Annotated in this window: 18 protein-coding genes; 8 read left to right on the top strand and 10 right to left on the bottom strand. The window is 63.1% G+C overall.

Annotated features, from left to right (window positions below):
* Positions 1–15 precede the first annotated feature (15 nt).
* The 6 genes from IE166_RS11570 (at position 16) to IE166_RS11595 (ending at position 8,265) form a co-directional block, all read left to right on the top strand.
* The gene (locus IE166_RS11570) at positions 16–2,811 is read left to right on the top strand and encodes a [protein-PII] uridylyltransferase (protein WP_189503988.1); all 2,796 of its coding nucleotides are present in this window, start codon (positions 16–18) and stop codon (positions 2,809–2,811) included.
* A gap of 30 nt (positions 2,812–2,841) precedes the next feature.
* The gene (murJ, locus tag IE166_RS11575) at positions 2,842–4,407 is read left to right on the top strand and encodes a murein biosynthesis integral membrane protein MurJ (RefSeq protein ID WP_189503990.1); all 1,566 of its coding nucleotides are present in this window, start codon (positions 2,842–2,844) and stop codon (positions 4,405–4,407) included.
* Positions 4,408–4,547: 140 nt separating this feature from the next.
* A complete protein-coding gene (locus IE166_RS11580) occupies positions 4,548–5,768 on the top strand; it encodes a YeeE/YedE family protein (RefSeq protein WP_189503992.1) in 1,221 nt (406 codons plus the stop codon).
* Between the two features lie 117 nt (positions 5,769–5,885).
* Positions 5,886–6,953: a tryptophan--tRNA ligase gene (gene trpS, locus IE166_RS11585; protein ID WP_189503994.1), complete on the top strand. Its 1,068-nt coding sequence runs from the start codon at positions 5,886–5,888 to the stop codon at positions 6,951–6,953.
* A gap of 148 nt (positions 6,954–7,101) precedes the next feature.
* Positions 7,102–7,593 carry a universal stress protein gene (locus tag IE166_RS11590; protein WP_189503996.1) on the top strand — a complete coding sequence of 164 codons (492 nt, stop codon included), beginning with the start codon at positions 7,102–7,104 and terminating at the stop codon, positions 7,591–7,593.
* 93 nt (positions 7,594–7,686) lie between these two features.
* Positions 7,687–8,265, top strand: a complete 579-nt coding sequence (locus IE166_RS11595) for a NifU family protein (RefSeq protein ID WP_189503998.1) — start codon at positions 7,687–7,689, stop codon at positions 8,263–8,265.
* Between the two features lie 536 nt (positions 8,266–8,801).
* Here the strand turns inward: IE166_RS11595 and IE166_RS11600 are convergent.
* On the bottom strand, positions 8,802–9,437 hold the full coding sequence (locus tag IE166_RS11600; protein WP_189503999.1) for a L,D-transpeptidase: 636 nt from the start codon (positions 9,435–9,437) through the stop codon (positions 8,802–8,804).
* 185 nt (positions 9,438–9,622) lie between these two features.
* Between IE166_RS11600 and cueR the strand changes: the two genes are divergently transcribed.
* Complete coding sequence (gene cueR, locus IE166_RS11605) at positions 9,623–10,015, top strand: Cu(I)-responsive transcriptional regulator (RefSeq protein WP_189505878.1); 393 nt, start codon at positions 9,623–9,625, stop codon at positions 10,013–10,015.
* A gap of 83 nt (positions 10,016–10,098) precedes the next feature.
* On the top strand, positions 10,099–10,599 hold the full coding sequence (locus IE166_RS11610) for an MmcB family DNA repair protein (protein WP_189504001.1): 501 nt from the start codon (positions 10,099–10,101) through the stop codon (positions 10,597–10,599).
* A gap of 105 nt (positions 10,600–10,704) precedes the next feature.
* Here the strand turns inward: IE166_RS11610 and IE166_RS11615 are convergent, their stop codons facing one another.
* From IE166_RS11615 to IE166_RS11655, 9 genes are all read right to left on the bottom strand, one after another.
* Entirely contained in the window at positions 10,705–11,268 is a 564-nt protein-coding gene (locus IE166_RS11615; RefSeq protein WP_189504003.1) for an ActR/PrrA/RegA family redox response regulator transcription factor, read from the bottom strand.
* Between the two features lie 124 nt (positions 11,269–11,392).
* Positions 11,393–12,691 carry an ActS/PrrB/RegB family redox-sensitive histidine kinase gene (locus IE166_RS11620; protein WP_189504005.1) on the bottom strand — a complete coding sequence of 433 codons (1,299 nt, stop codon included), beginning with the start codon at positions 12,689–12,691 and terminating at the stop codon, positions 11,393–11,395.
* A 49-nt stretch (positions 12,692–12,740) separates the two neighbouring features.
* A complete protein-coding gene (hrpB, locus tag IE166_RS11625; protein ID WP_189504007.1) occupies positions 12,741–15,200 on the bottom strand; it encodes an ATP-dependent helicase HrpB in 2,460 nt (819 codons plus the stop codon).
* 54 nt (positions 15,201–15,254) lie between these two features.
* Positions 15,255–16,346: a DUF1513 domain-containing protein gene (locus IE166_RS11630; protein ID WP_189504010.1), complete on the bottom strand. Its 1,092-nt coding sequence runs from the start codon at positions 16,344–16,346 to the stop codon at positions 15,255–15,257.
* 5 nt (positions 16,347–16,351) lie between these two features.
* Positions 16,352–17,470 carry an imelysin family protein gene (locus IE166_RS11635; protein WP_189504012.1) on the bottom strand — a complete coding sequence of 373 codons (1,119 nt, stop codon included), beginning with the start codon at positions 17,468–17,470 and terminating at the stop codon, positions 16,352–16,354.
* The gene (locus IE166_RS11640) at positions 17,439–18,962 is read right to left on the bottom strand and encodes a di-heme oxidoreductase family protein (protein WP_385965865.1); all 1,524 of its coding nucleotides are present in this window, start codon (positions 18,960–18,962) and stop codon (positions 17,439–17,441) included. Before IE166_RS11640 ends, IE166_RS11635 begins: the two co-directional genes overlap by 32 nt.
* A gap of 96 nt (positions 18,963–19,058) precedes the next feature.
* Positions 19,059–19,544 (bottom strand): bacterioferritin, encoded by a 486-nt coding sequence (gene bfr, locus IE166_RS11645; RefSeq protein WP_189504014.1) that lies wholly within the window; start codon positions 19,542–19,544, stop codon positions 19,059–19,061.
* On the bottom strand, positions 19,510–19,821 hold the full coding sequence (locus IE166_RS11650; RefSeq protein WP_189504016.1) for a (2Fe-2S)-binding protein: 312 nt from the start codon (positions 19,819–19,821) through the stop codon (positions 19,510–19,512). The genes bfr and IE166_RS11650 overlap by 35 nt, the downstream gene beginning before the upstream one ends.
* A gap of 115 nt (positions 19,822–19,936) precedes the next feature.
* Positions 19,937–21,223 carry an imelysin family protein gene (locus tag IE166_RS11655; protein WP_189504018.1) on the bottom strand — a complete coding sequence of 429 codons (1,287 nt, stop codon included), beginning with the start codon at positions 21,221–21,223 and terminating at the stop codon, positions 19,937–19,939.
* Between the last annotated feature and the right edge of the window lie 9 nt (positions 21,224–21,232).

The following is a 21,232-nucleotide window of genomic DNA, read 5'->3' on the forward strand; positions in this document are numbered from 1 at the left end:
ACTGTCCGAGGTCGCATGACGCGCATTCCCCTTAAGCTTGAAGAGATGGTGGACGGCACGACGCTGCGCGGCCGGTTGGAAGCGCTGGCCGGCGATGCCGGCGGGACATCGCAGAACCGCGCTGCGATCGTTGCCGCGCTGCGCGAGACCATCAAGAACGGCAAGGCCCACGCGGAACAGCTGCTGACCGAGGACGGCGGCGGCACGGCGTGCGCGCAACGCATCTCACATCTCATGGATGAGGTGATCCGCGCGCTGTATGATTTTGCCGCGACCCACATCTATCCGCGCATCAATCCATCATCCGGCGAGCGCATGACGCTGGTGGCCGTCGGCGGTTATGGGCGTGGAACGCTGGCGCCCGGCTCAGACATCGACCTTCTGTTCCTGCTGCCCTACAAGCAAACGCCCTGGGGCGAGCAGATCGCCGAATATATTCTCTACGTGCTGTGGGATCTCGGCCTGAAGGTCGGTCACGCCACCCGCACGGTGGATGAATGCATCAGGCTGTCGCGCAGCGACATGACGATCCGCACCGCGATCCTGGAAGCGCGCTTCATCTGGGGCGAAGAGCCACTTTACGACGAGCTAATGGAGCGCTTCGACCGTGAGGTGGTGAAGGATACCGGGCCGGAATTCATTGCCGCCAAGCTCGGCGAGCGCGACGAGCGCCACCGCAAATGGTTCGAAACGCGCTATCTCGTGGAGCCCAACGTCAAGGACGGCAAGGGCGGGTTGCGTGACCTCCATACGCTGTTCTGGATCGCCAAATATTTCTACCGCGTGCGGACCGGCGAGGAGCTGGTGCGCAAGGGTGTGTTTACGCGCCAGGAATATCGCGCCTTCACCAAGGCAGAAGACTTCCTGTGGGCGGTGCGCTGCCACCTGCATTTCCTGACGAAGAAGCCGGAAGAGCGGCTGTATTTCGACGTGCAGCGCGATATCGCGGAGCGTCTCGGCTATGTCGCGCATCCTGGCCTGTCGGCCGTCGAGCGCTTCATGAAGCACTACTTCCTGATGGCGAAGACGGTGGGCGACCTTACCCGCATCTTCTGTTCCGCGCTGGAAGAAGAGCAGGACAAGCATGTCGAAGGCTTCAACCGCCTGTTCCAGAGCTTTTCGCGCCGCCGCCGCAAGCTGCCCGGCACCAGCGATTTCGTGATCGACAACAACCGCATCACGATCGCCCGCGATGACGTCTTTGAAAAAGATCCGGTGAACCTGATCCGGCTGTTCTGGTTCGCCGACCGGCATGGGCTGGAATATCATGCGGATGCGCTGCGGCTCGTCACGCGCTCGCTGCAGCTTGTCGACCGCACGCTGCGGCGTGACAAACAAGCCAACCGCTTGTTCCTCGATCTCCTGACCTCACATCGCAATCCCGAGCTCAATCTTCTGCGGATGAATGAGGCGGGGTTGCTCGGCAAGTTCATCCCGGACTTCGGCAAGATCGTCGCAATGATGCAGTTCAACATGTATCATCATTATACCGTGGATGAGCATCTGCTGCATTGCGTCGGCGTGCTTGCAGCCATCGAGCAGGGCCGCGAGGCCACTATTCATCCGATGACCACCAAGCTGATGCCGGGCATGAAGGCGCAGCGCGAGCTGCTTTATGTGGCCGTGCTGCTGCATGACATCGCCAAGGGCCGCCCGGAGGATCATTCGGAAGCGGGTGCGAAGATCGCGCGCCGGCTTTGCCCCATCATGGGGTTCTCGGCGGGCGACACGGAAACCATCGCCTGGCTGATCGAGAACCATCTGGTGATGTCGATGACCGCGCAAACGCGCGATCTCAACGACCGCAAGACGATCGAGGATTTCGCCGCCGTGGTGCAATCGGTGGAGCGGCTGAAGCTGCTCGCGGTGTTGACCGTCTGCGACATTCGCGGCGTCGGGCCCGGCGTGTTCAACGGCTGGAAGGGTCAGCTGCTGCGCACGCTGTATTATGAAACCGAACTGCTTCTGACCGGCGGATTTTCGGAGACCTCGCGCGGCGAGCGCGGCGTTGCGGGACGCATCGCGCTGACCCGCGCCTTGGGCGACTGGCCGGACGCCGAGCGCGATCGCGTCGTCGCCGTGCATTATGACAATTACCTGATGACCGTCGACCTGGTGGATCAGCTCCGCCACGCCGCCTTTATCCGCGATACCGACCAGGCCGGCCGGCGTCTCGCCACGATGGTCAACCCGCGCCCGGTTGAAGGCGTGACCGAGATCACCATTCTAGCGCCCGACCATCCGCGCTTGTTGTCCGTTATCGCAGGCGCCTGTGCCGGTGCGGGTGCCAACATCGTGGATGCTCAGATCTTCACCACCGTGGATGGCCGCGCGCTGGATACGATCCTGATCACCAGGGAGTTCGACCTGGATCAGGACGAGGAACGCCGCGCACGGCGCGTCGGCACGCTGATCGAGGATGTTCTTTCGGGCAAAAGCTGGCTGCCGGACATGATCGAAAAGCGCACCAAGCCCAAGCGCGGGCAAAAAGTGTTCCGCATCACGCCGCATGCGTCCTTGCGCAACACGCTGAGCAACCGCTTTTCGGTGATCGAGGTCGAAGGTCTGGATCGCCCGGGCCTTCTGTCGGAAATCACCGGTGCGCTGTCGGATCTCTCGCTCGACATCGCGTCCGCCCACATCACCACTTTCGGCGAGAAGGTGATCGACACCTTCTATGTCACCGATCTCACCGGGCAGAAGATCGAGAACCCGACCCGCATGGAGATGATCCTGACGCGGCTGCGCGAGGTTCTCGAGAATGGGACGCGGCCTGCTGCGGCCCGCACGTCCATGCCTGAGAAAGCCTGATATGATCGCCCTTGTCCTCGGAGCGGCCGCATGAGCCTTGCCAAGAAACTTGCGACGGTCGCATCCGGCACGCTGATGAGCCGTGTGCTCGGCTTCGCGCGCGAAATGCTGATGGCGGCAGCGCTCGGCACCGGGCCGGTGGCGGACGCCTTCTACGCTGCCTTTCAATTCCCCAACACGTTTCGCCGCTTGTTTGCCGAAGGCGCCTTCAACGCCGCTTTCGTGCCGCTGTTTGCCAAGGAGATCGAGCAGAACGGCCTCGATGGCGCGCGGCGCTTCTCCGAGGAAGTCTTCGGCGTTTTGTTCACCGTGCTTCTTGTCGTGACGATTGCCATGGAGCTCGCAATGCCCGTGCTCATCGCCACCATCGTGGCGCCGGGCTTTGCCGACGATCCCGCGCAGTTTGCGCTGACGAAGTCGCTGGCGATCATCATGTTCCCTTATCTCGCCTGCATGTCGCTGGCGGCGATGATGGCGGGCATGCTGAACTCGCTGCGCCGCTATTTCGCGGCAGCCGTAGCGCCCGTTTTCCTCAACGTAATCCTGATCGCGGTTCTGGCCGCCGGCTGGCAGCAGGGTTGGGATGCGACGGCGATCGGCTACGGCCTGTCCTGGGGCGTGCTGGCCGCCGGCGTTGTGCAACTGGCCATTGTCTGGATTGCCGCGCGCATGGCCGGCATCAAGCTTGGCTTTACACGGCCGAAGATGACACCAAACGTCAGGCGCCTGCTGGTGCTCGCTTTACCCGCTGCCATCACGGGCGGCATCACGCAGATCAACCAGTTGATCGGCACCGCCATCGCCTCCACGCAGAACAGCGCCGTGTCGAGCCTGGCGCTGGCCGACCGCGTTTATCAGTTGCCGCTCGGCGTCGTCGGCATCGCAGTAGCTATCGTGCTTCTGCCGGAACTGGCGCGCGCACTGAAGGCTGGCGACATGGCCGAGGCGACCAGCCTGCAGAACCGTTCCGTCGAGTTCAGCCTGTTCCTGACCCTGCCGGCCGCTGCCGGCCTGTTCGTTCTGGCCGAGCCGGTGGTGCGGGTGCTCTATGAACGTGGGCAATTTGCCGCCAACGGCTCGACCCCGCTGGTTGCCGCCGTGCTGGCGATCTTTGCGCTTGGACTGCCGGCCTTCGTGCTCATCAAGGCCTTCACACCTGGATACTTCGCCCGCGAAGACACGCGAACGCCGATGATCTTTGCGAGTTTGTCGGTTGCCCTCAACATCGCAATCGCACTGCTTCTCTTCCCGCGCATCGGTGCACCAGGCATTGCGACGGCGTCCGCCGCCGCCGGCTGGCTGAATGCGGCCATGCTGCTTGCCGTGCTCCTGCGACGCGGCCATTGGCAGAGCGATCGCGGCCTGGTCAAACGCCTGCCGCGCCTTTTGATTGCCACGCTCATCATGGGCGCGGCCCTGTGGTACGGCTTGCGCTGGTTCGCGCCGCAGCTTGCCTCGAACTCTGCCTTTATCGATCAAGTCTGGGCGCTTGGGCTGCTGGTTATCGGCGGGGCGGCGGTCTACATTCTCGCCGCTTTCGGCCTTGGTGGCGCAGATCTCGGCATCATCCGCCGCAGCGTACGTCGCAAGGCATGATCTCCGGTCTTTTCAACAAAGGTCGTCGTCGCAGAATTCTAGCCTAACCTTTCGTCGGTTAGGAGCACATGATTCCTGTTGCCGCTTGTGGGGAAGGCTTACTTAAAGCCTATCCCGAACAATCATCGAGCGGAACAGCCATGTCCTCCACCACCTATGTCGCGCCGGCGCCGGCCGCCCGCGCTCCTCTTGGCACGCCGGGTCTGGTTGCCCTTGCAGTGCTGGTCATCGGCACGCTTGTGCTCGGTTCGATCTACGGCGCCCGCCATGGCGCGCTGTTCCTTGTCGGCGGCGCGCTCGGCATTTCGCTTTACCATGCCGCTTTCGGCTTCACCTCCGCTTGGCGCGTCTTCATCCTTGAAGGCCGCGGCCGTGGCTTGCGCGTTCAGATGCTGCTGCTGGCGCTTGGCGTTCTTCTGTTCTTCCCCGTGCTCGCCAGCGGCACGCTGTTCGGCGAAGCGGTCAAGGGCTCGGCCGCACCGGTCGGCACCTCGGTGATCGTCGGAGCCTTCATGTTCGGTCTCGGCATGCAGCTTGGCGGCGGTTGCGCATCCGGCACGCTGTTTACGGCCGGCGGTGGCAATGCCCGCATGCTGGTCACGCTGCTGTTCTTCGTGATCGGCTCGGTGCTCGCCACGATCCATTTCGACTGGTGGACCTCCCTGCCCTCGCTACAGCCGATTTCGCTGGTGCAGAGCTTCGGCCCGTGGGGCGGCATCGCGCTGTCGCTGGCGATCTTTGCGGCAATCGCCGGCATCACCGTGCTGGTTGAGAAGCGCCGCAACGGCGCGCTCGAACAGGCTCCCGCGTCGCCGCGTCAGGGCTTGTCGCGCTTTCTGCGCGGTCCGTGGCCGCTCGTCTGGGGCGCCGTCGCGCTTGTGATCTTCAACTTCGCCACGCTGGCGCTTGCCGGCCGACCCTGGGGTGTGACTTCGGCCTTCGCACTGTGGGGCGCAAAGGGAGCTCAGGCCATCGGCATCGACCCGACTGCCTGGTCGTATTGGCAGACGCCATCGAATGCCAAGGCGCTGCAGGAAAGCGTGTTCGCCGACATAACCTCCATCATGGATTTCGGCATCATTGCCGGTGCCATGCTGGCTGCGGCACTGGCCGGCAGCTTCGCACCCAGCCTGAAGATCCCGTTGCGCTCAGTCGTCGCTGCGGTGGTTGGCGGGTTGCTGCTCGGCTACGGTGCCCGCATCGCCTATGGCTGCAATATCGGCGCCTATTTCTCCGGCATCATCTCCGGCAGCGTGCATGGTTATCTGTGGGCAGTCGCAGCCTTCGCCGGCAACATCCTCGGCGCTCATATGCGGCCGTTCTTCTTTGCCGAGCGCCAGATCCGCCGCATCGACGGTTAGCAAAGCCGAGCCCGCGCGAGGTTCTTGCGCGGGCGGGTCCGCTCGTTCATAAGCCACGCGAATTCCTAGGGCATCCGGTTCCAAGCCGGATGCCGCTCTGTTTGTGGAACAGCGCTCATGTCCAGCTTCAAGCCGCTCGTTTTTTCCGGCGTCCAGCCCACCGGCAATTTGCATCTCGGCAATTATCTCGGCGCGATCCGCAAATTCGTCTCGCTGCAGAACGAGCATGACTGCATCTATTGCGTGGTCGATATGCATTCGATCACCGCGCAGCTCGTGCATGAAGATCTGGCGTCTCAGACCCGCTCCATCACGGCCGCTTACCTCGCCTGCGGCATCGACCCGACCAAGCACATCGTGTTCAACCAGAGCCGGGTGATGCAGCATGCCGAGCTCGCCTGGATCTTCAACTGCGTGGCGCGCATCGGCTGGATGAACCGCATGACGCAGTTCAAGGACAAGGCCGGCAAGGACCGCGAGAACGCCTCGCTCGGCCTGCTTGCCTATCCCAGCCTGATGGCCGCCGACATCCTGCTTTACCGCGCCACGCATGTGCCGGTTGGCGACGACCAGAAGCAGCATATCGAACTGACCCGCGACATCGCCATCAAGTTCAACAACGACTTTTCGCACCGCATCGCCGATCTCGGTATCGGCGTGGAGTTGATGATGGGCGAAGAGAAGGTCAACGGCTTCTTCCCCCTTACCGAGCCGATGATCGAAGGACCGGCAACGCGCGTGATGAGCCTGCGCGACGGCTCCAAGAAGATGTCGAAATCTGACCCGTCGGATCTGTCGCGCATCAACCTGACGGATGATGCCGACACGATCTCCAAGAAGATCCGAAAGGCCCGAACCGATCCGGAAGCCCTGCCGAGCGAACTTGCCGGCCTCAAAGATCGCCCGGAAGCCGACAACCTCATCGGCATCTACGCCGCTTTGTCCGATCAAACACGCGAAGCCGTGATCACTGAGTATGGCGGCCAGCAGTTTTCGGTGTTCAAGCCGGCACTGGCCGATCTGGCGGTCGAGAAGCTTGCCCCGATCGCCTCCGAGATGCGCCGCATCCAGGCTGACACGGCTTACGTCGATGCCGTTCTCAAGGATGGCGGCGAGCGCGCCCGCACCATCGCCGAGGGCACGATGAAGCAGGTGCGCCAGATTATCGGCTTCCTGCAGGACTAAGCAAGCCGGCAAACTTGAAGACACCGTGCTGGTGGAGACACAGGCCGGTGCGGCACAGCCCCGCGTCAATGTCTACAAGCCCGGTAGACTTGTTCCTGGTTCAGCCAAGTGGCATTGTCCGCGCTGATTGAAGATCTGGGGAAAGATCATGGTATCCAGACGATTGAGCCGCGAAACCGGCCATCGCCGCAAGTTCTTGGCGGTGATCGACGAGACACCGGAATGCGAACGCGCCGTCGCCTACGCCTCGCGTCGGGCAAAAACAACCGGCGGCGTGCTGGTACTCTTGTTCGTGGTCGAGAATGCCGATTTCCAACAGTTCCTGGGTGTCGAGCAGGTCATGCGCGCCGAAGCAACGGCCAGTGCCAAGCTCGCCCTCGATAATTTCGCCACCAAGATCCGCGAAACGCTCGGCATCGAGCCGGAACTGATCGTTCGCGAGGGTTCCGCCAAGGACGAAATCCTGGCGCAGGTCGAAGAAGATCAGGACATCGCGATCCTGGTTCTGGCAGCGAGCGCGGCCAAGGAAGGACCGGGACCACTGGTAACGGCCACCATCGCCAAGGGCGGCGGCTTTCCGATCCCGGTCACCATCGTGCCGCAGACACTATCTGACCAGGACATGGAGAACCTCGCCTGAGGAGATGGCCAAGGCCGTCCTGGCTCACTTGTAAAGCTGAGTTGCAAGGTCTATTTAGAACCATTCCAAACAGGTTGAGAGCGGAGTTCCGCCATGTTCATTCAGACTGAATCCACGCCGAACCCCGCCACGCTGAAATTCCTGCCGGGCGTCGTGGTGATGGCGGACGGCACCGCCGATTTTCGCGATGCGCCGAGCGCACGCGACGCCTCGCCGCTGGCTGCTCGGCTTTTCGATGTTCCGGGCGTGACCGGCGTGTTCTTCGGCTATGATTTCGTAACCGTCACCAAGGACGGCCAGGACTGGCAGCACATGAAGCCGGCGATCCTCGGCGCGATCATGGAGCATTTCATGGCCGGCCTCCCGGTCATGACGAGCGCTGCCACGACGCAGGCGCGCGAAGATGCCGAAAGCGGCGAAGAGTTCTTCGATGCCGCCGATCAGGACATCGTGGTCACCATCAAGGAACTGCTCGACACGCGCGTGCGCCCGGCGGTGGCGCAGGACGGCGGCGATATCACCTTCCGTGGCTACGAGAACGGCACCGTCTTCCTCCACATGAAGGGCGCCTGCGCCGGCTGCCCGTCCTCGACAGCCACGCTGAAGCACGGCATCCAGAACCTGCTGCGCCACTTCGTGCCCGAAGTGCAGCAGGTCGAGCAGGTCGTCTGAGCTACGCCGTTTAACTCGGATGGACGTACGGTTGTGCGTCCTTCGAGGCTCGCCATGCTAAAGTGAGCGTTTGGTTCGGTAATGCTGTGCAGGCTCGCACCTCAGGATGAAGGCGGTCCCGCTAAGCTTTAAAGCAATTGGTGGGCTCGATCAGCCCGGTTGAGCAGCCCGCTGACACGTTGACCGCCTGGGCGAGAGGCACAATGGTCCTCATCCTGAGGTGCGAGCACAGCGAGCCTCGAAGGAGGCACTATCTGGCAGCGGACTCTCAGCACGCGTTTTCTGCCTGCCAACTGCAGGTAATCAATCGCCTTGGCTGACCCTTGATCGCCAGAGGCCAGCCCAACCACGGTCCTCATCCTGAGGTGCGGGCGCAGCGAGCCTCGAAGGGCGCACCGCTTACAAACCGCTCCGAACCAACAGACAAAGAAAAAGCCGGGCCCCTCGCCCGGCTTTTTCTTTGAACAGACCATGTCCATGTTGCCTGGACGGTCCGCGGTTTGCCCTTTCGGGCCTTTAGGCCCCCGCCTAATTCCTTAGAGAACGATCACCTTCGCGCCGACTTCCGCACGATTGTAAAGGTCGATGATATCCTGGTTGATCAGCCGGATGCAGCCCGACGACATCGCCTTGCCGATCGACGCCCATTCCGGCGTGCCATGCAAGCGGTAGCCTGTGTCGCCGTTCTTGTTGAAGAGATACAAAGCGCGCGCGCCGAGTGGATTGCGCAATCCGCCGGGCTGACCGCTCTGCCATTTCACCAGTTCCGGCTGACGAGCGATCATTTCGCGCGGCGGCGTCCAGGTCGGCCATTCGCGCTTCATGGCGATGCGGGCATCACCCTTCCACTCGAACCCTTCGCGGCCCACGCCGATGCCATAGCGGACGGCTTCGCCCTGAGGCAGCACGAAGTAAAGATGCTTGGAGCGGGTGTCGACGATGATCGTGCCCGGCTTCTCGGCCGTCTTGTAGCGGATGATCTGACGCTGGAACTCGCGCGGCACCTTGCTGATCGGCACGGCCGGGATTTCGTAGCCCGCATCGACCTGCGAGGTGTAGTTGTTGGTAAAGTTGTTCGACAGGAAATTGTTGATGCGACCGTCGGTGGAACAGCCGGCGAGCGCGGTGGTCAGAACAAGTCCGGCCGCCATGGCAATGGTGTTAAGCTTCATACTGGTGATGCTGTCCGTCGCAGGAATGCCCGACTCGGGCCTTTAACTCGCCGGCATTGTTCCCGTCTGCGACGACGTTGCCAAGTCATGAACCTGCGGTTGCGGCTTGGAATTGCCTTTCGAAGAGCCGATATTGCATTTCGGCAACAATGCCGCCGTTTGATCCCGTACGAGACCTGAAGCCGATGAATGTCAGCCGCGCCGCCGAACGCACCAATCTTCCGCCTAAGACGCTGCGCTATTATGAGGAAATCGGCCTGATCCATCCGGCCCGCAGCACAAACGGCTATCGCGATTATTCGGAAGAAGACGTGCATCGCCTGACCTTCCTGCAACGCGCACGCAGCCTCGGCTTTTCCATCGAGGATTGCCGTCAGCTGATGTCGCTATATCGCGACCGCGATCGCGCCAGCCATGACGTCCGGGAGATTGCGGTGGCTCATGTCGCCGCGATCGAAGCCAAGATTGCGGAACTGCAAAGCATGCGCTCGACCCTGCAGCGGCTAGTTCATGCCTGCCATGGCGACCACCGTCCGGATTGCCCCATCCTCGACGACATGGCCGGCGCGAAGCACTAGCGAACCTGTGATGGCAGCAGCGTCACGCACCGCCGGAACAAAACAGGTTCAAATCGCCGGCGAATAATGGCATGATCCCGCGCATGCCCATCATATCTCCCCTTGCCAAGGATCCGCTGGTCGACGGTCGTCAGTCCGAACGCGCCATGGTGATCCGCCGCGGCGTTCAGCGCCTGCTCACTTCAATGGGCGCGCATGTGCTTCCCGAGCTCTGTTTGTCCACCGGCCGCCGTGCCGACCTTGTGGCGCTGACGCGCAATGGCGAGATCTGGATCATCGAAATCAAATCCTCGATCGAGGATTTCCGCGTCGATCGCAAATGGCCGGAATACCGGCTCCATTCCGACCGCTTTTTTTTCGCCTCGCATCCGGAAGTGCCGCAATCCATCTTCCCCGAAGAATGCGGCTTCATTCTTTCCGACGGCTACGGCGCCGAAATCATGCGCGACGCGCCCGAACACCGCCTCGCCGCAGCTACCCGCAAAGCCCTGATGCTGCGCCTCGCCCGCGCCGGCGCCGCACGGCTCACAGCGGCCGAGTTGGCCGGCGTGCAGATTGCTGCGCTGCAGGGCGAGAGTGAGTGAGGGGAATAGGGGAATAGGGGAATAGGGGAATAGGGCCGGTAGTCGTGGCCCATCGTCAAGCCACTTACTCACCTATTCCCATATTCACCTACTCACCTTCTGTCCTCACCTCGGCGCGCGCTTGGCCAGGATCCGCTGTAGCGTACGGCGGTGCATGTTCAGGCGGCGGGCGGTTTCGGAGACGTTGCGTTCGCACATTTCGTAGACGCGCTGGATGTGTTCCCAGCGGACCCGATCGGCCGACATCGGGTTTTCCGGCGGCGCGACAGGAGCGTCGGCGGTGCGGGTCAGCGCTGCGTAGATGTCGTCAGCGTCGGCGGGCTTGCTGAGGTAGTCGATGGCGCCAAGCTTCACGGCCGTCACGGCTGTGGCGATATTGCCGTAGCCAGTGAGGATCACCATGCGGGCTTCGGGACGCTTGTCACGCAAGGCGGAGACGACATCGAGGCCGTTGCCGTCGCCCAGGCGCATATCCACCACGGCATAGGCGGGCGCGCGCTGCTTGACCTTGGCCACGGCATCTTCGACGCTTTCGGCCACATCGACGGTAAAGCCACGGCCCTCCATCGCCCGCGCCAGGCGCGTGACGAAAGCCTTGTCGTCGTCAACCAACAAAAGGGTTGCATCCGCACCCAGGGCTGGATCAGCGGAGGCGGCTTCTGCAGTCATGATGCGGTCCTAGTCGTTTCCTGGCGAAAGGTCGTTTGTTTGAGCCTGATATAGACATTTAGCCCGCAAATACCATGAAAAAGCCGTCACCAACGCCTGATCGGAGGGTTTTAGCCCCGTAAACTCAAGCAATATCCCTTGCGAAAGCAGAACGCGGCCATTCGATAAGGACCGACGCGCCCTTGTCGCGCTCTTCGGAGTTGCGGAAGGTGATGCTGGCGCCGGAGCGCTCCAGCAGCGTCTTGGCGATGAAAAGGCCGAGACCGAGCCCGCCGCCTTGGGTCGAGCCGCCCGGTCGGGTGGTCATGTAGGGTTCGCCAATGCGGTGGATGATATCGGGCGGGAAGCCGGTGCCATCGTCCACCACTTCGATGGCGATCTTGTCGTCATTCCAGCGCCAGCGCACCGTGACGGTGGCCTTGGCGAAATCGACGGCGTTCTCGATGAGGTTGCCGAGGCCGTAGATCATGCCGGGATTGCGCCGGGTCACCGGCTCCGCGCCGATGAGGTCGCCGGCTTCCAGCGCGATATCGATACCGAATTCGCGATGCGGCGCGGTGACTTCCTCGATCAACGAGGTGAAGGGCAGCCGCTTGAGATGCTCCTCGCCTTCGCTGGACAGGCTGGTCAGCCGCTTCATGATGCCCCGGCAGCGCTCGCTCTGGCTGCGCAGCAGGGTTACGTCTTCGCGAAACCGCTCATCGTCACCCAGCGCACGTTCCATCTCCTTGGCGACCAGCGCGATGGTCGCAAGCGGCGTGCCGAGTTCGTGGGCTGCTGCGGCCGCTAGACCGTCGAGGGCCGACAGATGCTGTTCGCGTTGCAGCACAAGCTCGGTGGCCGCCAGTGCATCGCCCAGCAGGCGCGCTTCTTCGGCGACCCGCCAGGCATAGATAGCGGTGAAGGCAATGCTGGCCAGCACCGACAGCCACATACCCGCGACATAAACCAGCGGCATGGACAGCTCTGCCCCTTCATACCAGGGCAGCGGCAGGTGGTTGAAGGCAAGGAAACTGGACGCCGCACCCACGACGCCGCCCAGCAGGAGCGTGAAGCGCGGCGGGAGCGATGTGGCTGATATGACGACCGGCACGCTCATCAGGAGCGAGAAGGGATTGGTCAGGCCCCCCGTTAGATACAGCAGGCCGCCGAGCTGCAGCGCGTCAAACAACAGGATGGCCAGGGCGGCGTGCGGCGCCAGGCGCTGGGTGGCGGGATAGCGCAGCGCCAGAAAGAGGTTCAGCCAGGCCGATCCGGCGATCAACGCGAAGCAGGAGCTCACCGGCAGCGGAAAATCGAGCCAGTAGGCCACCACGATCACCGCGATGCTCTGGCCGACGATCGCCAGCCAGCGCAAACGGATCAAGGTCGACAGGCGCAGGCGGTGGAATTGTTGGGGATCTTCGGGGGTAAGCAGGGCCATGATCTCGCTTATGCGCTGATCGCTGCTGCCCCGCCACAACAAATCCGCTTCATGTGCCGCGCGGCTTGGCTCTGCTAGTGGCCTGCGCGGATGCCGGATCTTCCGGCCAGACATGCTTGGGATAACGCCCGCGCATGTCGGCACGCACATCGGCCCAAGAGCCCTTCCAGAAGCCCGGCAGATCGCGCGTGGTCTGGATCGGCCGATGTGCCGGCGACAGAAGTTCGAGCGTCAGGGGGACGGTGCCGGCGGCAATCGAGGGATGTTGCGTCAAACCGAACAGCTCCTGCACCCGCACCGCCAGCACCGGCCACTCGCCATCATAGCGGATCGGCAGATGACTGCCGGACGGCGCGTCGAAGTGGGTAGGCGCGAGCGCATCGAGCTGGCGCTGGAGGTCATAAGGAACAAGGCTGCGTAAGCCTTCGCTGACCGAAGACGATGGGATGCGCGCGAAGGACGCCTCGCCGGTGAGGTACGGAAGCAGCCAGTCATCGAGAGTGGCGAGCAAGGCATCGTCGGACACGTCAGGCCAGGGCGCGCCCAACCCGCGATGCAGCCAGGACAAGCGGTGGCGCAGCGTGGTTGCGTTGTCACTCCAAGGCAGAAGATCGAGACCGTGGCTGCGCAATGCATCGAGGATGGCGGCGTCGGCCTGCGCGCCGGAGGGTGCCGGCAGCAAGCGCTCGGAGAGGATGATCGCGCCGAGCAGCTTGGTTTCGCGAACCCGTACCCCACGGCGTTCAGGATCGAACTGCGCTTGGCGGCTGCGCTCGATCTTGTCGGCCAGAGCGTTGCGAATATCCGCCTCGCTGATTTCAGCTGCGGCGGCGATCCGGGCATTCTGTGCCGCGCCTTGCAGATCGGCAACGACGAGGAACGGCGCGCGCGCCAGACGCTCCGTTGCTTCCAGCGTGGCACCACGCCCATTGGCGAGAAGAAAGCGGCCGGTTTCGCCGCGTGCCTTTGCGACACGATCCGGCCAGGCGTGGAGTAGAAGCGTACCGGTTTCCGCGACTTGTGCGGCTGATCTACTGGGAGAGCCGACGGAAACAGCCAGCCGCTTCGCTAGTTGACGCGATGCGTTCGCGCGCGGCGAGCGCTCGCTGCGGAACAGCTGAAGCCTTGCCTCGAGATCGACGCTGTTGCCGCCAAGCCCCCGCTCCGTCAGCAGCACGGCGACCTCGGCAGCCGCTTCCGCATGTCCGTCCCGTGCGGCTTCCGCCACCATATGCGCGAGGCGAACCGGCAGAGCGAGCTTGCGCATGGCGGCACCCGAGGGCGTCAGGCGGCCATCGGCATCCAGCGCGCCGAGGTTGACCAGCAGAGCGCGAGCCTCGGCAAGGGCGGGCGCTGGCGGCGGATCTAGGAAAGCGATTGCTGACGGATCCGCCACGCCAAAGGCCGCGCAGTCGAGCAGCAAGCCGGATAGGTCGGCTTCGAGTATTTCCGGCGTGGTGAAGGGCTGCAGTGCTGCAGTCTGCCCTTGATGCCACAGTCGCACCGCCAGTCCCGGCTCGGTTCGCCCGGCGCGGCCGGCTCGCTGATCGGCGGAGGCACGGGACACGCGCACGGTTTCCAACCGCGTCAGGCCCGATGCCGGCTCATAGCGCGGCACGCGCGCCAAGCCGCTGTCGATCACTACCCGCACGCCATCGATGGTGATGGAGGTTTCGGCAATCGCGGTCGCCAGCACCACCTTGCGTCGGCCCGGTACCGCAGGGCGGATGGCCAAGTCCTGTGCTCGGCCTTCCATGGCACCGAACAGCGGCATGACATCGACGTTGTCTGCGAGGCGATCTAGCCGTTCAGCCGTGCGCTCGATCTCACGCTGCCCGGGAAGAAAGGCGAGGATGCTGCCGGTTTCGCTCGCTAGGGCAGCGCGAACGGCTTTGGCCACGGCATCTTCGATGCGCTCGTTCGGATCACGCGCGACATAGCTGATGTCGACCGGAAAGGCGCGGCCCTCGCTTTGCAGCACCGGCGCATCACCCAGCAGCGCCGCAACGCGGGCACCATCGAGCGTGGCAGACATTACGAGCAAACGCAGGTCCGGCCGCAAGGCGGCCTGCACATCAAGGGCCAACGCCAGGCCAAAGTCGCCGTCGAGCGAGCGTTCATGAAACTCGTCGAACAGGATGCAGGCGATACCGACAAGCTCGGGATCGTCGAGGATCATGCGCGACAGGATGCTTTCAGTGACCACCAGGATCTTTGTCGCCGCCGAGCGGCGTGTTTCCATCCGCATGGCATAGCCGACGGTCTGACCGGGCTCTTCGCCGAGCAGCGATGCCATCCGACGCGCAGCCGCGCGGGCGGCGAGACGGCGCGGTTCGAGCAGGAGGATGATGCTCTCGCCCCGCCATGGTGCATCGAGCAATGCCAGCGGCACAAGCGTCGTCTTGCCAGCGCCCGGCGGCGCCACGAGGACGGCCGACTTGTGTTGGGCCAGCGTCGTCAGAAGGTCCGGCAGAACGGCGGTTACCGGAAGGGCGGGCAGGTCGATCATGCGCTGCCGATATCAGCGGCAGGCGGGGCGTGGCAATGCACGCGGCTCAGGCGCTTAGATCCGGAGGATATGATTGTCCCAAACAAAGTCCGGCAGATCGGCTTCCGGTGTTTGCGGCGCCAGCCAGCGGCCGGTGCCGGTGCTGGACAGGAAGCCGCCACGGTCGGGTGCGACGCCGCAGACTTCGGTGAGATTACGCATCTCCCGCACCGTGCGCGTTGCCGTATCGATCAGCACCAGACTGTTGCCTTGGGGCGAGGACACGGCCACCAGCCCAGCATCCGGATTGCTGGCGACCGAGCCGATATAATTGCGGAAGCCGCCGAGTACGTCGTCCGGCATGTCGAGCAGGGTCAGCCCATCGTCCCGCGTGGCATACCCCACAAGCTGCGGCCGGTCGCGTTCCGCACCCTCGTATTGGCAGCCGAACCAAAGCCGCCCCTTGTCGTCGGCCGCCATGTGGCGGATCGACAGCTGGTGAAGGGTGGCGGGCAGCGTGTGATGCGAAAGAAGCGTGCCGCTCACCCGGTCGATGAAGACGAGTGACGGTTCCATGGTCGCGATGTTGAGCTTGGCGCGGCCAAAATCCGGATGGGTTTCGATGCCGCCATTGGCGACGGCAAAGGTGCGGCCATCACCCATCAGCAGCATTTCATGCGGTCCCACACCATGGGTCTTGAACTCGCCCACCCGGCGGAAATGATCGCGCGCATCATAGATGCCGATCATGCCTTCGGCGGCGTCGAAATCGTTCTCGGTCGCATAAAGCAGCGCGCCATCCGGCGAAAAGCAGCCATGGCCGTAGAAGTGCCGGCCTTCGATGCTGGCGATGGTGATCGGCGGCTGCTTTCCGGCATGGTCGAACACGGTCATGAAGGTGCCGGGCTGGCGAGCAAACACCACGGAGCGCCGCGACACGGGATCGAAGGTCACGTCATGGCCGCGATCAGGCAGGTCAAGCGCATGCACGAGCTCGCCGGCTTCGGTCAACACGGCCACGCCATATTGGCCGCTTCTTCGTTGGTAAGCCGTGGCGAACACAGCATCCGCGCGCTCTAGCGCAAAGGCCCGGCGCGCGCCCAGCGATGCGGCAAACAGGGAGCCGGCGGCGGCGAGGAAGGATCGGCGGTCGATCAACGGCGTCATGGGCCTCAGTCTCCGTCCAGCGAGGAAAAGCCGACCGTCAGGCCGATGTCGCCCGTCAGCCGCTGGCCGACAAGGCCGGACAGGCTGCTGGTGGCGATGCGCAGGAATTCGAGGCTCGCGCGGTGGGCGGGGTCGCCCAGCAGCTGGTCGATCGGCTCATCGCGCTCCGGTGCGGTGACTGCTTCGGCATTGGCGAATTCATAGTCGATGGCGTCGGGTATCCACTCGCCTTCGCCCGAAACAAGCGCGCCGACGCCTGACGCCTGCATGAGCTTGTGCATGGCAGCGAGGTTGCCGGACAGAGACGACACTGTCTGACCGGAGCGCCAATAGATCGCAGATTTTGGCTTGTCGCCGTCGGGCTTGGCGCCGAGAAAGCCGTTCAGCCGCACATCGCGCACCTGTTCAAGGCCGTGCACGACGACATCCACCAATTCGCCCAGCGCTTCCTCGGCATTGCGGTAGCGGTCGTTTTGGGAGCCAAAACGCGACCAGAGCCAGGAAATGTCGTCCGTGTCCTGCCAGGCGGCACTCAGATCATCGGCCATGCCATCGAGGTTGGCGGCAATCGCCGCGGCATAGCGGCAACGGAAGGCGCCATCAGGGGAGGCCAGCGTTTCAGCATCCGTACCGAACAGTACGAATTCCAATGCGCCGAGACCTTGCGACGCTACGCTTTTGCCGGCCAGGGTGGCTGGATCGGTCGCTGTTTCATCCTTGCTCGAAAGGATCGCCTGCACCTGCTTCAAACCGATGCCCCGTCGATCCGGCCAGAACAGGATGCGGTCCTGCCGGTTTTCGGCGGTGATCGGGCCGAAGCGAATGATTTCCGCCTGAGACCACGCTGCAACTGTGCCGGTGAAGCGCTTGCGCGCGACATCGAGCGTTGCCTGGGAGGGCGTAGCACAAAGCGCCTTCAGTCCCTCGGCTAGCACCTGCGTCGACTGGGCGAAATCGGCATAAACAGGCCGGACGAAGTCGCTGATGGCGGCGGTAATGATGCTGCGTGCCTTGGCTTCGTCGATTGCAGCGCGCGCCGGCATCGCGAAGATCAAGATCGCGAACAGCGTAATCAGGCTCGTGCGCAAGGGCTTACAGCGATTCCAGGAAGCGCACCAGCGCATCGCGATCCTCCTTGGGCAGGCCGGCATAACTGTCCCGCGCGGTTTGCGCTTCGCCGCCATGCCACAAAATGGCTTCGGTCAGGTTGCGGGCGCGGCCATCGTGCAGAAAGAAGGTGTGGCCGACAACCGTCTTCGTCAGGCCGATGCCCCAAAGCGGCGGCGTACGCCATTCCGTGCCGGTGGCAGCACCGACCCTCTGCCCGTCGGCTAAGCCGTCGCCCATGTCGTGCAGCAGGAAATCCGAATAGGGCCAGATCAGCTGGAAGCGGTGCGCCTTGTTCGGGGCATCGCGGCGGGTGACGAATTTTGGCATATGACAGGACGCGCAGCCGGTGTCGTAGAAGACCTGCTTGCCGCGCAGCACCTGGGCGTCGCCGACATCGCGGCGGGCCGGCACGGCCAGGTTCTGCGAATAAAAGGTGACGAGATCCATGATCGGATCCGGCGCTTCATCCTTGCCGAGACGCTCCTGAATGCCATTCGGCAGCGCGCGGCATTTGGTCTGAGACTCCGTGCAATCGCCGAAGGGGCGCGGCGCGTCGGGCGACGAAATGCCGATATCACCGGCAAAGGCGTCCGCCGACTGGCGGCGAATGAAGACCTCTTGCGCCTTCCAGCCGAAGCGGCCGACACGCGTTTCGCCCGAAAGCGGATCGCGCAGGATCTGCGCCTTGCCGGAAATGCCGTCCCCATCGGCGTCGTCGGGATCGGCATGGGCCAACAGGTCGGCCGGATGAATGTCCTCCACCAGTCCCAGCCCGATCATCTGCGGCGTAACCCGCGGCGAGAGCGTGGTGTCGGGATGCAGCGGGCCATAAGCGAGATTGTCGATCGCATAGGTGGGCTTGCGCAGGGAAACGGTTTCCCCGCCTTCCAGCGTGACCGGCACCTCCTCGTAAGTGATCCGCATCTTCCCCTCGGCATCGAGGCCAGGAACAGCGAGATCCTGCAGCTGCGTGCCGTAGATCGGGTCGGGAAGGTTGAGCAGCACTCCATCGGCAAGCGACTTGCGCTCTTCCTCCGTCGAGGCGTCGCGTGCGAGCCGCAGGAACATGGAGGTCGAGTCGGCCGCACCTTCCGGCGGATGGCCGCGGCCGTCCTTCAGATGACAGCTCTGGCAAGCACGCGCATTAAACAGTGGACCGAGACCATCCGACGCCTGCGTCGAGGATGGCGCGGTGACCCAGACCTTGCGGAACATGCCGTTGCCGAGCTTGAAGGTGCCTTGTTCCTCGAAGGTGATGTTGGCCGCGGGCTGCGAGAACGCATCCTGGTTCGGCAGCTTCTTGGAGGTGCCGGCGCCGCCCTGCATCGTCTCGAAGTCTTCCGGCTTGGAGAAGTCGGTCGCAGGCTTGGTGACGGCCTGGACGCGCTTAAGGTCCTTGGGCGTAAGGTCATCCCGAACCGCAGGGATCGTCTCGGCAGAGCCGGCAAGACCCGACGTGGCAGCCATCATCGTGGCGGCAAGAACAAGAAAAATCGATCGCCGCATGATGGCGTTCAACCCACCATGGCTGGCAAGGCCGCGCTGATCGCGGCCGCGCGAAACCCGAGGCAGCGCGTTTCAGCGCCGCCTCGATGTCGCTTGTTACTCGGACTCGTCGGCCGGAGCCGCGTTGAGCAGGCCGTAGCGCTCTTCGCCGATCCGGTTGAACAGGTCGAGCTGGGTTTCGAGGAAGTCGATATGGCCTTCCTCGTCCTTGAGCAGATCGTCGAACAGCTGCTTCGTGACGTAATCGCCCAGTTCCGAGCAGATTTCGCGCGAGCGCTTGTAGGAGGTGCGGGCGTCGTATTCGCCGGCGAGATCGGCTTCCAGCACTTCCTTGACGTTCTGGCCGATGCGCAGCGGACCGACCTTCTGGAGGTTGGGATGACCTTCCAGGAAGATGATACGTTCGATGATCTTGTCGGCGTGCTGCATCTCTTCGATGCTCTCCGCACGCTCCTTCTTGGCGAGCTTCTTGAAGCCCCAATCATCGAGAAGGCGGTAATGCAACCAGTATTGGTTGACCGCGCCGAGCTCGAGGAACAGTGCCTCATTAAGCCGCTCGATGACTTGTGGTTCGCCCTTCATTGCGATTGCTCCCGAATTGATCGCGCAATCCGCGCACGCGATCCAGATGTGAAACGACATCACCCGCGTCGCCTGCAGTGCGCGCGTGGTAATTTTCGGTAACCCGAATGATCGTTTCCACCACATTTGGGAAGCAGCCGCAACAGCGGCCACGCTTGGCGAGCCTGTGGTAAACTTTCGCAGGGACGATGAGCTGCCAGGCGTCAATGTCCAGAAGCTCGGTGATCGCCGTCTCGATCTCCTTCTCGGTTATGATGTTGCAATGGCAAACAAGCATGTCACGTCACCATTCCCTGACGTGGCGCGTCGCGGAACGCGCCACCCTCGGTACGCCGCTTGCGGTTCGGGAGCATTGAACCGCAAACGGTAACTTACGCACGCCTCATAGGCGCTTACTGAAACACCTTATCGGGGGCATCCAGGCTGTCGGAGCCCTCAAAGGCGATGGCATCGAGCTTCAGCGCCGCAACGGCGCGTTCCAGCGACTTGGTTTGATCCACCAGCGCATCGATCGCAGCCTGCACGGTGGCATTGCCCTCCGCGTTGCCTTCGCCGATCTGCTGGTCATAGGCCTCGCCTCCCTTGGCACGATCGGCCATCGCCTTCATCTTGGCGTTGGTCGTGTCGAGCTTGGCCTTGAGTTCGGTATCGACCGCAGGATCGGCAGCGGCCACCAGCGACGACAGCGAGGAGCCTTCCACCGTCTTGCCATCCAGGCGCTTGTAGCGGCCGAGATAGACATTCTGGATGCCGAGCGCGTCGTTCAGATGCGAGTTGGTGGTGTTGTCGGAAAAGCAGTCGTGCTCTTCTTCCGGATCATGCAGCATGAGGCCGAGCTTCATGCGCTCGCCGGCCAGTTCGCCATAAGACAGGGAACCGAGGCCGGTGAGGATGACGGAGAGACCAGCTTTCGGATCGGCATCAAGCACGGCCTTGCGCGCTTCGCCCTCATCGGCCCATTTCGCCACCATCTCCTCGAGATCGGTCACCAGGAGGTCGGCTGCGGAAGCGAGGTATTCGGCGCGGCGCTCGCAATTGCCGTGGGTGCAGTTGGCCTTGTCGTAGTCGGTATAAGGGCGCTCGCCCGAACCGGCCTCCGTGCCATGCAGGTCCTGCCCCCACAGCAGGAACTCGATGGCATGATAGCCGGTGGCCACATTGGCCTCGATGTCGCCGGCTTCCTGCAGCGTGCCGGACAGGAATTCCGGCGTCAGCTTGGAGGCATCCACCGTTTCGCCGTTGATCTTGATCGAGGGGTTGGCGATGACATTGGCGGTATAAAGCGAGTTTTCGTCAGACTCAGTGCCGTAATTGGCATCGACATAGTCGATCAGGCCCTCGTCCAGCGGCCAGGCATTCACACGGCCTTCCCAATCATCCACGATCGGGTTGCCGAAGCGGAACGCTTCCGACTGCTGGTAGGGCGCGCGGGCGGCAAGCCAAGCTTGCTTGGCTGCGTCCAGCGTGGCATCGGACGGCTTGTCGAGGAAGGCATGGATCTTGTCGTCCAGCGTCTTGGCGGTGGTCAGTGAGTCTTCGTAAACGGCATGCGCGATATTCGTATAGGTCGTCAAAACCGCCTTCTCATCCGTCGCCGCATTGGCCGGGAGAAGAAAGACCGCTGCCGTCAGCACGGTTGTCGCTGCGATGGCTGCCAGCCTGGCCGTTTTCGGCGTCATATCTTCCCC

The organism is Tianweitania populi (assembly GCF_014652875.1).
Classification (GTDB): Bacteria; Pseudomonadota; Alphaproteobacteria; order Rhizobiales; family Rhizobiaceae; genus Tianweitania; species Tianweitania populi.